At 72.1% G+C, this 14,203-nt stretch carries 15 protein-coding genes; 8 read left to right on the plus strand and 7 right to left on the minus strand.

Annotated elements, in window-relative coordinates; genetic code table 11:
* Positions 1 to 84: 84 nt before the first annotated feature.
* Positions 85 to 711: a response regulator gene (locus tag AA23TX_RS41645; RefSeq protein WP_155548437.1), complete on the minus strand. Its 627-nt coding sequence runs from the start codon at positions 709 to 711 to the stop codon at positions 85 to 87.
* A gap of 293 nt (positions 712 to 1,004) precedes the next feature.
* On the opposite strand from AA23TX_RS41645, the gene AA23TX_RS41650 reads away from it, so the two are divergent.
* Positions 1,005 to 1,493, plus strand: coding sequence for an excalibur calcium-binding domain-containing protein (locus AA23TX_RS41650; protein ID WP_155548438.1), 489 nt, complete (start codon positions 1,005 to 1,007; stop codon positions 1,491 to 1,493).
* Positions 1,490 to 2,128: a class F sortase gene (locus AA23TX_RS41655; protein ID WP_155548439.1), complete on the plus strand. Its 639-nt coding sequence runs from the start codon at positions 1,490 to 1,492 to the stop codon at positions 2,126 to 2,128. Before AA23TX_RS41650 ends, AA23TX_RS41655 begins: the two co-directional genes overlap by 4 nt.
* On the opposite strand, the gene AA23TX_RS41660 is transcribed toward AA23TX_RS41655, so the two are convergent.
* Positions 2,125 to 4,389: a helicase-associated domain-containing protein gene (locus tag AA23TX_RS41660; RefSeq protein ID WP_155548440.1), complete on the minus strand. Its 2,265-nt coding sequence runs from the start codon at positions 4,387 to 4,389 to the stop codon at positions 2,125 to 2,127. The two genes, AA23TX_RS41655 and AA23TX_RS41660, sit on opposite strands and share 4 nt — an antisense overlap.
* A gap of 14 nt (positions 4,390 to 4,403) precedes the next feature.
* Complete coding sequence (locus tag AA23TX_RS41665; RefSeq protein WP_155548441.1) at positions 4,404 to 5,177, minus strand: excalibur calcium-binding domain-containing protein; 774 nt, start codon at positions 5,175 to 5,177, stop codon at positions 4,404 to 4,406.
* A gap of 193 nt (positions 5,178 to 5,370) precedes the next feature.
* Between AA23TX_RS41665 and AA23TX_RS41670 the strand changes: the two genes are divergently transcribed.
* The 3 genes from AA23TX_RS41670 (at position 5,371) to AA23TX_RS41680 (ending at position 7,585) form a co-directional block, all read left to right on the plus strand.
* Positions 5,371 to 6,762 (plus strand): 3'-5' exonuclease, encoded by a 1,392-nt coding sequence (locus AA23TX_RS41670; RefSeq protein WP_155548442.1) that lies wholly within the window; start codon positions 5,371 to 5,373, stop codon positions 6,760 to 6,762.
* 71 nt (positions 6,763 to 6,833) lie between these two features.
* Positions 6,834 to 7,172: a DUF3024 domain-containing protein gene (locus tag AA23TX_RS41675; RefSeq protein ID WP_155548443.1), complete on the plus strand. Its 339-nt coding sequence runs from the start codon at positions 6,834 to 6,836 to the stop codon at positions 7,170 to 7,172.
* Positions 7,173 to 7,234: 62 nt separating this feature from the next.
* Positions 7,235 to 7,585 carry a P-loop nucleotide/nucleoside kinase family protein gene (locus AA23TX_RS41680; protein WP_155548444.1) on the plus strand — a complete coding sequence of 117 codons (351 nt, stop codon included), beginning with the start codon at positions 7,235 to 7,237 and terminating at the stop codon, positions 7,583 to 7,585.
* Here AA23TX_RS41680 and AA23TX_RS41685 read toward each other — a convergent pair.
* Complete coding sequence (locus AA23TX_RS41685; protein ID WP_155548445.1) at positions 7,558 to 7,899, minus strand: nucleotide pyrophosphohydrolase; 342 nt, start codon at positions 7,897 to 7,899, stop codon at positions 7,558 to 7,560. The two genes, AA23TX_RS41680 and AA23TX_RS41685, sit on opposite strands and share 28 nt — an antisense overlap.
* 133 nt (positions 7,900 to 8,032) lie before the next feature.
* On the opposite strand from AA23TX_RS41685, the gene AA23TX_RS41690 reads away from it, so the two are divergent.
* The 3 genes from AA23TX_RS41690 to AA23TX_RS41700 all read left to right on the plus strand — a co-directional run bounded on the left by AA23TX_RS41690 (position 8,033) and on the right by AA23TX_RS41700 (position 12,085).
* Positions 8,033 to 8,953: a nitrate- and nitrite sensing domain-containing protein gene (locus AA23TX_RS41690; protein WP_155548446.1), complete on the plus strand. Its 921-nt coding sequence runs from the start codon at positions 8,033 to 8,035 to the stop codon at positions 8,951 to 8,953.
* Positions 8,954 to 9,041: 88 nt separating this feature from the next.
* The gene (locus AA23TX_RS41695) at positions 9,042 to 10,385 is read left to right on the plus strand and encodes a DUF6880 family protein (RefSeq protein WP_338422544.1); all 1,344 of its coding nucleotides are present in this window, start codon (positions 9,042 to 9,044) and stop codon (positions 10,383 to 10,385) included.
* A gap of 188 nt (positions 10,386 to 10,573) precedes the next feature.
* A complete protein-coding gene (locus AA23TX_RS41700) occupies positions 10,574 to 12,085 on the plus strand; it encodes a hypothetical protein (RefSeq protein WP_155548447.1) in 1,512 nt (503 codons plus the stop codon).
* A 3-nt stretch (positions 12,086 to 12,088) separates the two neighbouring features.
* Here AA23TX_RS41700 and AA23TX_RS49825 read toward each other — a convergent pair whose 3' ends face one another.
* The 3 genes from AA23TX_RS49825 to AA23TX_RS41710 form a co-directional block, all read right to left on the minus strand.
* Entirely contained in the window at positions 12,089 to 12,244 is a 156-nt protein-coding gene (locus AA23TX_RS49825) for a hypothetical protein (RefSeq protein ID WP_196425826.1), read from the minus strand.
* Positions 12,245 to 12,462: 218 nt separating this feature from the next.
* Positions 12,463 to 13,395 carry a type I pantothenate kinase gene (gene coaA / locus AA23TX_RS41705; protein ID WP_155548448.1) on the minus strand — a complete coding sequence of 311 codons (933 nt, stop codon included), beginning with the start codon at positions 13,393 to 13,395 and terminating at the stop codon, positions 12,463 to 12,465.
* A gap of 113 nt (positions 13,396 to 13,508) precedes the next feature.
* Positions 13,509 to 14,123 (minus strand): macro domain-containing protein, encoded by a 615-nt coding sequence (locus AA23TX_RS41710; RefSeq protein WP_155548449.1) that lies wholly within the window; start codon positions 14,121 to 14,123, stop codon positions 13,509 to 13,511.
* Positions 14,124 to 14,203: the final 80 nt, after the last annotated feature.

Consider the following 14,203-nt stretch of genomic DNA (forward strand, 5'->3'; position numbering starts at 1 on the left):
ACCGCTGATGGGCGTGGCGGACCGTGACGAGAGGTGAAAAGTACGCAGCGAACGGCGGCTTGCGGACGGGACGGCTGCGGGGAGCTACTTTTCCCGGCGCGCGATCCAGGCGGCGGCCTGCGTCCGGCGCTGCATGCCGAGCTTCGCCAGCACCGACGTGACGTAGTTCTTGACCGTCTTCTCGGCGAGGAACAGCCGCTCGGCGATCTCGCGGTTCGACAGGCCCTGGCCGATCAGCTCCAGCACGTCCCGCTCGCGCTCGGTCAGCGTCGCCAGCTCGTCCGTCGGCGGGTGCCGCATCTTGTCGAGCACCCGCGCGGTGCTCACCGGGTCCAGCAGCGACCGCCCGGCGGCGACCTCGCGGACCGCATACACCACGTCCTGTCCCCGCACCTGCTTCAGCAGATAACCCGCGGCCCCGGCCATGATCGCGCCGACCATCGCCTCTTCGTCGTCGAACGCGGTCAGCATCAGGCAGGCCGGCGGGTTCGGCTTCGACCGCAGTTCGCGGCAGAGCGTGATGCCGTCGCCGTCGCCCAGGCGGACGTCGACCACCGCGACCTCCGGCTCGACGTGCATCGCCACCGCCAGCGCCTCTTCGACGCTGCCCGCCTCGGCGACGACCTCGATGTCGGGCTCGTCGCCGAGAAGGTCGCGGAGCCCGCGACGGACCAGTTCGTGGTCGTCGACGAGCAGTACCTGGATCGGCATATCCCCAGGTTACGGGGTATGTGCCCGCCACGGTGACGGCTGGTCCGCACATCACACCGGCCGGGCCCGATCCATTACTCCAAAGTGTGACCACGAATCTCGTAACAAACCCGCCGGTATGCATTCTTGCCGCTGATTCCGCAGGTCAACGGCGAATGGGGAAGAATCACCAGCCGGCCGGTTTTTGGTGGGGCACTGGCGTTTCCGAAATTCCGGAATAGTCCGTAACGGCCCCGGCGCAGCCGCGATAGTTACCACGCAATCACCCCGATTCTTCCTGAAAGGACCTTCCGGTGTCCTTGTTTCGTCGTGTCCTGACGACGGCCGCGGCCGTCGCCGGGCTCGCTCTCCTCGGCCCCGTTCTCCCCGCCTCCGCGCAGTTGGCGACGCCGCTCGCGGCCGACCTGGACTGCAAGAACTTCCAGTACCAGGAAGAGGCGCAGGCGGTCCTTGACGCAACGCCGGGCGACCCGAACAACCTCGATTCCGATCACGACGGAATCGCCTGCGAATCCCTGCCACACCGCCCGCAGAACACGTCCAACCCGACGCCCGTACCGCCGTCGACCACGACGAAGACCCACACCGCCCCGAAATCCACCACCACCACCAAGAAGTCCACAACGGGCAGCCAGGTGAAGGTGAAGCCGGTCGGCGGCGTGGCCACCGGCGGCGGTGAGCCGGACGAAGGCGCCCCCGCGATCCTGGTGCTGAGCGGTGCGCTGCTCGCCGCGGCGGCGTCCGGCGGCATGGTGCTCTACCTGCGCCGGCGCACGAGTTGAGGCACCCGCGCCTGTGGCCGGCGGTCACGGCGGTCGCCGCCGCCCTCGGCGCGATCCTGGTGGTGGCCGCCGTCCTCGCGTTCTCGCCGCACCCGCCGGACCAGGTCGCCCCGCCGTCCGCCACGCCTGTCGGGATCGCGCCGCCGGCCACCGCCACGCCGTCGGGTGACGGGCTCCCGGCGGCGAAACCGGCCTCCTTGAGCATCCCGGCGATCGGCGTGCGGACCGACGGGATCAAGGACCTCGGGCTGACCTCGGGCGGTGAGCTCGAGGTCCCCGGCGACGCCACGACGGTCGGCTGGTTCACCGGGGCGCCGTCGCCCGGCGAGGCCGGCCCGGCGGTGCTGGCGGCGCACGTCGACTACAAGCACGTGCCCGGCGCGTTCTCCCGACTCAAGGAGCTGCGCCCGGGCGAGCAGGCGAGGGTCGGGCGCGCCGACGGCCGGACGGCGGTCTTCACCGTCTACCGCGTCGACCGCTACGCCAAGGCGGAGTTCCCGACGGACCAGGTATACGGCGACACGGCCGATCCCGAGCTGCGGCTCATCACCTGCGGCGGGGCGTTCGACCGGTCGAGCGGCAACTACCTCGACAACGTCGTGGTCTACGCGCGGCTCACCGGCGTCGAGGCCTAGCTCAGGTCGATCCGCGTCAGCTCGAGCCGCCGGTACGCGCGGTCGCCGACCGACCAGACGTCCAGGACGTCGCCGTCGAGCTCCGGGTACGCGATCACCAGGCGGGCGGGGCCGCCGTCCGCCTGGTAGACGATCTCCGCCGGGATGCCGGCTTCGAGCTGCCAGCAGAGTTGTTGCTGCTTCGGCGTCAGACGTCCGGCGTAGCGGTCGCTCATCGCCCGCGCGAGCTGCCCGCGCAGCAGGCTCGGGCCGCTCGACGGCGCCGCGAGCAGCCGCTCGGCGTGGTCGAGGGGATCCGGCGGCCGGTCGCCGGGGCCGGCGTCGCGGACGACGACCCTGGGCTCGGCCGCGTCGGTTTCGCGGGCGGGTAGCACGATGGTGCCGTCGGCGGCGTGGTGGGTCGGCGCGTAACCGGCACCGCGCAACGCGTCCAGCGTCCCGGACGCGTCCACTGTGGACGTCAGGACGGTCGGCGCCACCGCGCGCAGGCCGAGTTTCGCGAGCTTGCGGTGCGCGGCCAGCTCGGCGAGCACGGCGGGTTCGCCGACGACGACGCTCGCGACGTCGTGCACCTGCGCCTCACCGTGGCGTCGCGCGACGTCGTTGACCAGGTACACCAGCGGTTGCGGCAGCTCGCCCGCGGCGATCGCGCCCAGCTCGTCGAGCAGCTCGGCCGCCGTCGAACCCTGGTCGAACGCCCGCCGGACGCTCGCGGGGGAGAACCGCCAGCTGGTCGCGGTGCCCTGGGCCTCGCGGTCGGCGACGCGGTCGAGCGATGCTGCGAGCCGGGCGTCCGGCGACCCGGGCACGATCGCGGTCAGGTCGGTGCCGAACAGCGCCGTCGTCCGCGCTCGGGCGACCAGCTCACCGGTGACTTCGACGAGGCCGGTTTCCTCGAGGAGGGCCCGGCCGGTCGCGGTGGCAGCGCCGTGCGCGACGACGCCGAGGAGCTCGGCCGTGTCCAGTGCGTCCCGCAGGTAGCCGGCGAAGTCCTCGATCGGCAGCATCGGCGCGTGCCACTCGGCGAGGCGGGTGAGCGCGTCGACGTCGGCGATCGCGGTGCCGGGCTCGAGCCGCGCCAGCACCCGCACGACGAGACGGCGCACCAGCGCGTCGACGTCGGCTTCGTACTCCGGCGGCGCCGGCTCCCACCAGGTCGTCAGCAGCAGGCGGTACAGCAGCGCGGGCTCGGGCCGGGCGAGATCGGGGTCCGGCGCCAGCGTGGGCGGCGGCGCCTTCTGGCCGCGACGCGGTGGCGGCGGCTCGTCGGCCAGCAACAGCCCGGCCTGCGCCGCGAGGTCGATGGCCAGCTCGATCTCCGCGGGCGTCCCGCCGGTGTCCTTGGCGACCTTCTTGACGAGCCGCGCGCCGATCGTGCCGTCCTTGAGCAGCGGGAACGGCTCCACGCCGGCGCGATCGAGGACGGCCGAGACGCGGTCGAGCAGCCGAAGCGCGGCAGCCGACGACGTGGCCTCCACCGACTCGGCACCGACGTGCGTGACGGCGTACCCGGGTTCGGCGGGCGTGAACGGCAGCTGGTGGTCCGGGCCGCGCAGGGCGAGCGACACCTCGATCGGCATGACCGCGCTGCCGTAGTAAGTGCTGAACAGGAAGCCGTGCTCGAACGCCCAGCCCTCCGCGGTGTGGAAGGACAGCACCCCTTCGGCCTCGGGGACGCCGTCGGCCATGTCCCGCAACAGTTTCCGGGTCGGTTCGGGGGCGGTGCCGAACACCTCGCGCACGCGGTCGCCGTCGCGGAAGAAGTGGACGAGTTCCTTGTGGCCTTCGGGCAGGCCGAGGGTCTGGGACAGGCGCGCCGTGCGACTCCGGCCGATCTCGCCGAGCAGTTCGGCGACGGGCTGACCGAGGCCTTCGGCGCTGAAGTTCTTCTTGTGCAGGAGTTCCGGGAGCCGGATGCCGTCGGGATCGCGCCACAGCAGGGCGCGTTCGGCAAGTTCGTCCACAAAGGACTCGATCGTCTCGGCTGTCGTGCCGAGCAGCTTCCCGACTTCGCCGACCGGCACCGGCCGCCGCCCCAGCGCGTGACACAGCTGGACGGCGCTCACGACCTGCACCTGCGGCAACGACAACCCGAGCACGGCCTCGTTCACGGACTGCGCGGTCGCGAGCCGGGCCGCGACGACGTCGAGCCGCCGCGGCCACGGTTCGTGCAGCGCGTCGGGCCGGTGGGCGAGGACTTTGGCCAGCTCTTCGCGATCGAGGGCGGCAAGCCTGCCGAGCAGCTCGTCCGCGGTGGTCATCGGCCCAGGTTAGATCACCGTTCGCAGGCCACGCCGTCGCCGTCACGATCGAGGGCGGCCCGATATCCGGGTTCGCCGCGGTGCAGCGGTGCGGCACCGGCGGCTTTCGCGGCGGTGCAGTTCTTGTAGTACGCGGCGGTATCGGGCTTCGGGGCCGGTGCGTCCTCGGTGGTCTCGACGGGCGGCGGGACCGGGGCTGCCTTGGTGGCCGGGGGCTCCGGGGTCGGGGTGGGCGTGGGCGTCGGCGTCGGAGCGGGGACGTCGATGGTCCCGTTGCACGGCGGCGCCCACAGCCCGGTGGTCGCCTGCCGCGCCGCGGTCTCGGCGGCCGCGAGCGCGGGCAGCGCCGCGTCCGTCTCGTACTTGAGGTACCCCATTCGAATGGCGAGTGTCGCGTAGTCCTGGCCGCCGGCCAAAGTGACGGCGACGCCGTTCGCCGTTTCCGCGCCGAGCGTCACGGATTTGCCGGAAAGCGCGGTGGTCGCCCAGGCGAGCGATTCCGCGGAGTAGCACCCGGTGGTGCCGGCGGGCGCCGTGACACCGAGGACGCGGACCGTTTTGGAGGTGCCGTCGCTGCCGTTCACCACCACGGTCGCGCCGTCGGTCACGGTCCCGATCGTGTAGCTGACGGGAGCCGGAGTCGCGCTGCTCGCGGTGGTCGTCGCGGGTGCCGGAGGGGTGGCGGCCGCGAGCTTCGGCTCCGGGGCCTTTCCGAAGATCGCGCCCAGCACGAACAGGACGGCGAAGGCGGCCAAGACGATCTTCAGCCAGTTCGGAAAGCGTTTCATGCCGGGATTCCTCGTTCCTCGAACGCGACGTGCCGACGGTGTACTCGCGAAATCTCCCGCCCTTGTTACGCATCGGCTCGTGATCGGCCACCAGTCGTTATCGGGCGGATTGTTGCCGTCACGATCGCGTCACGAACAGCGGCCGCGCCTCGAAAAGCTGTCACAACGCGCGGCCGGGAAACGACCAGCGGGCGTGATCGAATCCCTCTCGCTGCTCGGCGCGGGCGGCCACCCCGCGCACGGAACCGACTTCACCGCGGTGGACGTCCGGACGACCGGGCTGCGCCCCGGGCGCGTCGTCGAACTCGCCGCGGTGCGGGTCCACGCCGACGGCTCGCTCGTGGGCGAGCTGACGACGCTGGTGGATCCCGGCGCCGATGTTTCGCCCGGTCCGTCGGTCGTCCACGGCATCACGCGCGGTGAACTCGATGACGCGCCGTCGTTCGGTGCCGTGCTGGGGCCGCTGCTCGACCTGTGCGCCGGCAGCGTGATCGTCGCCCACGACCTGGCGTTCGTGACGGCTTTCCTGGACTTCGAAACCCAGTTCGCCGGCGTCCGGATGCCGGTGCTGCCGGGCGTCTCGACGCTGGCGGCCGCGCAGTCCGTGGTGCGGCTGCCCAACTACCGGCTCGCCACCGTCGCCCACGCCCTGGGTGTGTCCGGCAGGCCCGGGCAAACCGCGCTCTCCCGGGCGAGGACGGTCGCGGCGCTGGTCACCGGCATGTTCGGGCGGTACGGGTGCACGTTCGCGACGCAACCGGTGTTCCCCGGCCTGCCGCGGCTCGCCGGCGGACGGCTGCTTCCGCGCGGCGAAGCGGTGCCGGCCGAGCCCGGGTGGATGGCCGAGGCGCTCGAGCGGGTGCCGGCCGGCCGGACCGGGGACGCCTACCTGGACCTGCTCGCCGAGGCCGTCTCGGATCAGCACTTGTCGCGTGCCGAGGTGGCCGCCTTGGCCGCGTCGGCGACCGAGGCCGGGCTGTCCGAGGGGCGGGTGCGGACGACGCACGAGCAGCTCGTGACGGCCCTGCGGCACATCGCGGAACGGGACGGCGTCGTGACGGCCGTGGAAGCACGCGAGCTGCGCCAGGTGGCGACGGCGCTCGGCGTCACGGACGCCGGCGACCTGCGTCCGGCCGCCGGCGGCAAGCCGACCCGGGTGCTGGTGCTCGGCACCACCGTGGCGGCGGACGGGATGCGGGCCCGGGTGCTGGCCGAGGGCGTCCAGCTGGCCAAGAAGCTGACCGCGAGCGTCACGCACCTGGTGGTCGACGCGACCGTGCCGGCCACCGAGCCCCGGCGGGCGCGGGCCGCCGAACTGGGCGCCGAAGTGGTCGACGTCCGCGCGGCACCCGTGGCGCTCGGCTTCGAGCCGCCGCCCGCACCCCGGGCCGCGGTCGCCGCGCCGAGCCGCCCGGCGAAGGTGCTCGGCGGCCGGCTCCTGATGGGCGCCGGCCTGGTGCTGATGTTCATCGTCGTGATCGGGATGTTCGGCGGCACCCCGCTGGCGGGCGGGATCTTCCTGGCGGTCCTGGGCGTGGGCGCGTTGCTCGGCGGGTGGGTGCTCGCCGAGCCGGCGCCGCGGTGACCGCCGGTCGTCGGCGGGGCGGAGCCGACCCGGGTGGCCGGGTGTCCGGCGTCACCGGTTCACTGGGACCCATGGCAGGAATTCCGGAACTCGCGCTCCGGCAGGTCGAGCGGTGGTGCGCGCAGCGCGTCCCCGAGCACCTTCACGACCAGGTCCGCGTCGAATGCCGGACCCGGGGCCGCGCGGTGACGATCGTCGAGCTGCGTGCACCCTGGTCGCCGCAGGCCGGTCCCGAGTGGACCGAGCAGAAGATCGCGCAGCTGCGCCTCGACGAGTTCGGCATCTGGTCGGTCCTCTGGGCCGACCGCAACGGACGGTGGCTGACCTACCCGGACGCACCGGTCGCCAGCTCGCCGACGCTCCTGCTGGCCGAGATCGAGCGCAACCCGAACGGCATCTTCTGGGGCTGACCGGCGCCTGGCGGGACGCCTTCTTCAAGACCTTCGAAGCCGCGCAGCTGCTCACCCGCGCCATGGCCGAGACGCACCTGCGGACCGGGCACGACGTCGTCATGCCGCAGCTCGCCACCCGCGTGGCCGACATCGCGGCCTTCGAAGACGCCGCGGCACGCTGCGGCGCCGAGTACCGGGAAATCCTGCTCACCGCCGACAAGGTCGTCGCCGGGGCCCGGTTCGCCGCGCGCTCCGGCTCCGCCACCGAGGGCATCGACGTCGTCATCGACCGCGGCGGTGGGATCGCGCTGGTCGAACGGATCCACGACCAGCTCACCGCTTACCTCCCGCAGCGCCCGGACTGCCTCGTCGTACCCACGAACGGGCGCACGAGCGGCCAGACCTACGCCGATGTCGTCGCGTTGCTCTGATCCGGTGGTGGGAAGCGGACCTCGTTGCGGTCGATCTTCGCGTGCGCCGCGGCCGCCAGGTCCACGCCCAGGCGGTCGGCCAGCTGGAGCAGGTACAGGGTGACGTCCGCGATCTCGTCCAGGACGTTCGCTTCCAGCGCCGGGTCCTCGCGCCACGCGTCGGACTCCTCCGGGGTCAGCCACTGGAACAGCGAGGTCAGCTCGCCGACCTCGCCGGACAACGCCATCACGAGGTTCTTCGGGGTGTGGTACGGCTCCCAGGCGCGGGCCGCCGCGAAGGCGCGGAGGCGCTGGGTCACGTCGTCGAGGGTCACGCGGCGATTGTCCCCGCCAATCACGGTGCGCTAACGGCCGTATGGCGGACTGCCGTTGACCGGTGAATCTCTCACTCAATAGGTTGAACTTCGTCGGGATGCTTGCGGGGCTTGAAGCACGGAAAGGAACGTCTTGAAGTACCTGCGATCCGTCCGCGGACGCATGCTGTGCATCGCGTTCGTGCCCGCCGGAGCGCTCGTCGTCGTGGCCGTCGTGATCGCGTTCTTCCTGGTCCACCAAGCGAACCGGACGCGGGACAGCGCCCTGGACGCGGCGGACGCCGCCGGGCGGACCGCCCGCGCCGTCGTCGCCCTGCAGGGTCAGCGCAGCGCGGCGATGTCCGCGCCCGACCAACGGACCGCCGCGTACGCGAATTTCACCCAGCGGATCGACACCGCCATCGCCGGGCTGCGCGACCACACCCGCTACGCGCCCGACGCCGAATCCGCGTACCAGCAGACCACCGCCGTCGAGCTGCTTTCCGTCGCCGAAGGCATGGATCGCTCCGATTCCCTCGCCCTCGCGGGGATCGACGGCGTGACGCGGCGGCCGTTCACCGAGGCCGTGGCCGCCTACCGGGCCGAACTGGACCGGCTCGCGCCGCAGCTCACCGAAAGTGGCCGTATCGCGTACGAGTCGCTCACCCGCAGCGCCGATTGGAGCAGGCTGGCCGCCGTCGAAGACGCGTTCGCGGCCGCCGAACCGTTGCCCGTCCCCGAATCCACCTGGCGCAGCGCCGCCTACACCGTCTCGCAGCAGCTCGGCGGCCTGTACTCGCAGCAAAGCCAGTACGCCGTGCAGCTCACCCTCGACGACGGCCGCCGCACGCTCGCCGGCGCGATCGCCGCGAGCACGGCCCTGCTGCTGTCCGCCGGGCTGCTGCTCGTCGTCGTGCGGCGGCTCGTCGCGCGCGTGCCGGTGCCGGTCGTCCCGATCATGGTGCCGACCATGCAGGCGGCCATCCCGCGACCCCGCCACGCACGGTCACGGCGGCCGCGCCTGCCCGAACCGTGGCCGATGAAAGCCGTGCTCGACGACTTGCGACGCCGATGAGCACCTCACACAAAGTCACGGACTACGCCGAAAAGAGCACGCGGTTGGCCCACACGCGCGATTGCCGGGCTCGGGCAGACTGGTCGGCGTGAGTCCCCCTCCGGATCTCCGCCCCTACCTGCGCACTTTGGACGCGGAAACGCTGGCGGACCTGTTACACGCCCAAGCCGAACGTGACCCTGAGTTGCGGCATTCGCTCGAACTGCGCGCCGCCACCCAATCCGGTGACGTCAGCGAGGCGCACCGGCTGCTCGACGCCGCGGTGACCGACGGGAACGGCGGATACACCGCGAAAGTCGGGGCGGTCCTCGACACGCTGCGGCGCATGCTCGACGCCGGCAGCCGCGCCGACCTGGCCCCGCTCGCCCGCCGCACGGTCGACGACATCAGCGAGGTGCTCGAGCAGTCCGGCGACCACACCGGCGACCTCGGCGACCGGCTGGACCGCGCCGTGGAGCTGTACGCCCGCGCGTGCGCCGCCCGGCCGCCGGACCCGGAGAAGCTGGCCGACTGGATCCTCGAGGTCGAGTTCGACGGCCCGGGCCGTCCGTCGATCGCCCTCGCCGACTTCGCGGCGCCGCTGGGCGAGCCCGGCCTGCGGCGGATCAAGTCCACTGTGGACGACGTGCTGACGGCGAGCGGGCCGGGACACCGCCGGGACGTCGCCGAACGGCTTCGTGAACAGCTGGCCGAGGTGCTCGGCGACGTCGACGAGCTGGTCGCGATCCTGTCGGCCAAGCCGCCGCGGCGCGACGTCAGCCTCAAGATCGTCCGGGTGCTGCGGGCCGCCGGGCGACACAGCGAGGCCATCGCGCACGCCGCCCGCGCGCTCACCCACGACAAGAACGGGCACGCGCCGGAACCGGTCAGGGTGCCGGAACCGGACGACGAAACGTCCCGCCGCCGCAAGGAGTTCGACGCCAAGCCGGACCGCGGGACGTTCGCCGCGCTGCGCGAAGCCGCGACCGCCGACGGGAAGTGGCCGACCCAGCGCCGGGCCGCGCTGGCCCGCCTGCGCGAGCTGGCCGCCGAAGGACCGGGGCACGCCGACGAGCTGGCCCGGGTCCTGCTCGACGACGGCCGTCCCGACGAAGCCTGGCGCGCGTGCGTGCGGTTCGGGGCGTCGCCGGAGCTGAAACTCGAACTCGCCGAGCAGCGCGCCGCCGAGCACCCGGCCGAGACGATCCCGGTCTTCCGCGAGCACGTCGACGAGCTCATCGAGCGCAAGGACCCACAGGCCTACCGTGAGGCCGCGCGCCGGCTGAAGCTGTTGCGCACCTTGCACAAGCGTGCGGAAACAGCGGACGAATTCACCGCCTACGTCGGTGCCCTGGTGGAAACCCACCGCCGGAAATCCCGCCTGATCACGGAAATCCGGGCCGCCCGAATTGCCATCCCGAAGGCCGTAACCTCCCCAAGACCACCTCGTTGAGCCGGGTGAACCGGTGTTTCACGTGCACCGGGACAGCGAAATTCCGCCAAGGCGGTCACACCCTTGGCCAGCGATGTCGCGGTGGCCCTGTTCCGCCGTCCGGCTCGGCGCCTCCCCGTCGAGCACGCGGCGGGACCCGCGCCAGGGCCACCGCGACCAGCTCGCCGGGCCGATGAAACGATGACCTCATGAGCCCGGTGAGTCGCGCCCGCAAGAAGGCACCGCAGCCCGTCACCCACAGCGTGACCGGCTTGTTCAAGGACATCCTGAACGACTTTTCGGCGCTGGGCGCCGACCCCGCGCCGGTGGACGTCGAGCTGCTCACCTCCGAGGTCCTCGGCCAGTTCCACGAAGTGCCCCTCGAAGAGGGCGACGAGCCGCTCGGCCTCGAACTGATCGCTTTCGCGCAGCGCAAGATCACCCCGGGCGCCGCCGCGCTGCTGGCCGCGCTGAAGGTCGTCGCGGAGACCGACGTCGAGCGCAAGGCCGCCGAAGACGGCCTGCAGGTCGTCCTCGGCCGCGGCATCCCCGCGCCCACCTGGGCCGCCGACCTGGGCCAGGTCACCGCCGGCGAGTGCTGGCGGACCGGTGACGTCTACGGCGACGAGTCGTCGCTGCTGTGCGTCTTCACCCACGGCGACCAGGCGCACGGCCTGCTCGCCCTGCTCGACTTCACCGAGGGCGGCCGCGTGCGGGACCTCGTCGTGATCGAGCAGCCCGGGGAGGTCCTCGCCGAGATGCGGGCGCAGTCCGACGCCGACCCGGAGCTGGTCGTCGCCGAGGCCGTCGACCCCGCTGAGGCGCACCGCCTGCTCGCCGACGGCCTCGACGCCACCGACCGCCTCGACGAGGCCGACGTCAGCGAGGACTACGCGCGCTTCCACGCGGTCGCGCTGACGTGGTCGCGCGCGCTGCCGGAACCCGCGCTCGTCCCCGAGGTCGCCGAGTGGTCCGAGACCGAGCGCGCCGCCGTCGTCGAGCAGTTCGTCGCCGCCAGCGGTGAGGACGCCGGCGCCGCCCGCGCCATCGGGCGCCTGCTGCTGGAGCACGGCCTGGCCACCGACCCCGCGAACCCGCTGCGCGTCGGGCCGGAGAAGATCGCGCGGTTCCTCGAAGGCCTGCTCGGCGAGGAGTTCGAGCTCGACGCCGAGCACGAGGAGGCCGTGGAGCCGGTCGTGCTGGCCTGGGTCCAGTGGACGGGGGAGCGCGCCGGGCTCACCGGGACGGCCATCGCCGCGCTCGACGAGGCCGTCGCCGACTACCTGAGCGAGTACGCCGACGAGGACGACTCCCCGCTGGAGCGCTACTTCGGCGACGTCGGCGACCTGTCGCCGACCGAGCTCGCGGACGCGCTGGAGCGCCGGATGTTCGCCGTGCCGTCGCTGACCACGGAGATCGAGGACGAGGAGGTCGACCTCGACCCCACCGACCCCGACCAGCGCCGGGCGCTGGTCATCGCCGAGGCCGACGAGGACGAGGAAGAGCAGCGCCTCGTGCTGCGGGCGACGATCGTCGACCAGCTGTGGGACGACGAGCCCGCCGAAGCCTGGCAGGCCGCGCAGCGCCTGCAGGAGGGCGAGCTCGACCGCGACGAGGTCTTCGAGCAGCTGATCGACGCGCTGGAAGGCAGCCTGCTGGAGTCCGAGGAATCGCTCGAATACGACGCCGACGCGTACGTCGAGGCGCTGGCGGAACTCTGACGCTCAGGGGAGCGGGCCCGCCGGTTCGATCGGCTTGCTCTTGCGACGGCGCTCCTGAAGCCGGTCGTCGAAGTCCACGGCGAACGTTCCGGCGGCCATCGCGATGAGCAGGACCAGACCGAGCACCGCACCGACCCACGTGAGGATCATGGCGAACATCGTGGGCCTCCTCCCCAGCTCAGAGCGGTTTTCCTGACTCCTTCAGGGTCGCTTTCACCGCGGGCTGCCGGTATCGGCCAACCGGTTACGTCATCTCGGCCGATCGGCCGGGTTCCGGCGCGGAGAGTCGCCGGCGCACGACGAAGAGTGCCCGGAAGTTCGCCCAGCGTGGAAATGCCCGGCATGTGGGTGACGAGCCGCGTCACCCCTCCGACGAATCAGAGCTTGCGCAGGCGGACCCGGTTGATGGTGTGGTCGGCGTCCTTGCGCAGCACCAGCGTGGCCCGCGGGCGGGTCGGCTTGATGTTCTCCATCAGGTTCGGCTCGTTGATCGAGCGCCACAGGTGCCGCGCCTCGGCGCGGGCCTCGTCGTCGGGCAGGCCGGCGAAGTGGTGGAAGTGCGAGGCCGGGTCGGCGAACGCCGTGTGCCGCAGCTCCAGGAACCGCTCGATGTACCAGCGCTGGATGTCGTCGGTGTGCGCGTCGACGTAGATCGAGAAGTCGAAGAGGTCGGACACCATCAGCCGCGGGCCCGGCTGCAGCACGTTCAGGCCCTCGAGGATGAGGATGTCCGGCTGCTGCACCACCTGCTCCTGGCCCGGCAGGATGTCGTAGGCCAGGTGTGAGTAGACCGGCGCGGTGACGCGCTCGGCACCCGACTTCACCTCGGTGACGAACCGCAGCAGCGCGCGGCGGTCGTAGCTCTCGGGGAAGCCCTTGCGGTGCATGATCCCGCGCCGCATCAACTCGGCGCGTGGGTGCAGGAACCCGTCGGTGGTGACCAGGTCGACGCGGGGGTGGTCCGGCCAGCGGGCGAGCAGCGTGCGCAGGATGCGGGCGGTGGTCGACTTGCCGACCGCCACGCTCCCGGCGATGCCGATCACGTACGGGACCTTCGTGCCGCGGGAGTCGTCACCGAGGAACGTCGTGGTCGCCTCGTAGAGCCGCTGGCGCGCGGCGACCTGGAGGTTGATCAGGCGGGAAAGCGGCAGGTAGACGTCGGCCACCTCGGCCAGGTCGACCTGCTCACCGAGGCCACGCAGCTTCAGCAGCTCGGCCGCGGTCAGCGGCAGCGGCGTCGAACTGCGCAGCTCTTTCCATTGTTCCCGGTGCAGCTCGACATACGGGCTGAGTTCGCGGACCCGGGTCATCGCATACTCCTCCGGCCGTCGCCTGCACTGGCGGACGTTCACCTGCGTGATTAACGGTAGGGCTTACGGCCGGTGAACGCGCTGTGATGTAGTCCACCCCGGGTTTCGGTTGATCACCGCGCGTTACGGAAGACCTCGTCCCACGCCGCCGCGACCTGACGCGCGCACGTCACCGGGTCGACCCCGCCGACGCCGGTACCGAGCCCCGGCATCGCGATCGTGTCGACGAGCTCCCGGACCGGCCCCTGGTCGAGCCGTCCGTCACGCCACTGCAGGAACACCGCCCGCGCCGCGAGGTAGGGGTGCACGGTGTCGGGGGGCAGCGTTTCGCCGGGTTCGCGCATCGTCGGCGCGCTGATCAGCCACGCCGGCTCGGCCTCGCCGGTCGGCACGACCACGGCGTCGCCGAGGGGCAGCTCACCCCCGTGAAAAGCCAAAACGGCACTGCGGACGCTCTGCTCGACCCCGGGGAACGCCCGCGCGTACACGGCGTCGATGCCCCCGCGCATCCAGCCGTAGGAGTTGGCCGGGCTGACCACGGCCTGGGCGACGACGTCGAGGACCGACCCGCGGTGCACCCGGACCCGGCCGGCCAGCTTCTTCGCGGCTGACGTCCAGGCGGTGGCGAGTGGTTCATCGACGGCGCACAGCACCAGCTCCGGTGTGCGAGGGGAGACCGGCGGGTGCGTGCCCTCACGGCCGGTGTGCGTGCCCGAGTCGGCGGTCACACCCCTAGCATCGCAAAAAATGCCACCCGGCGTAACCGGTTCTGGTACCGGCTGTCCGAGTGAAAGTCGCCACGGTCTCG

The organism is Amycolatopsis camponoti, assembly GCF_902497555.1.
Taxonomy (GTDB): domain Bacteria; phylum Actinomycetota; class Actinomycetes; order Mycobacteriales; family Pseudonocardiaceae; genus Amycolatopsis; species Amycolatopsis camponoti.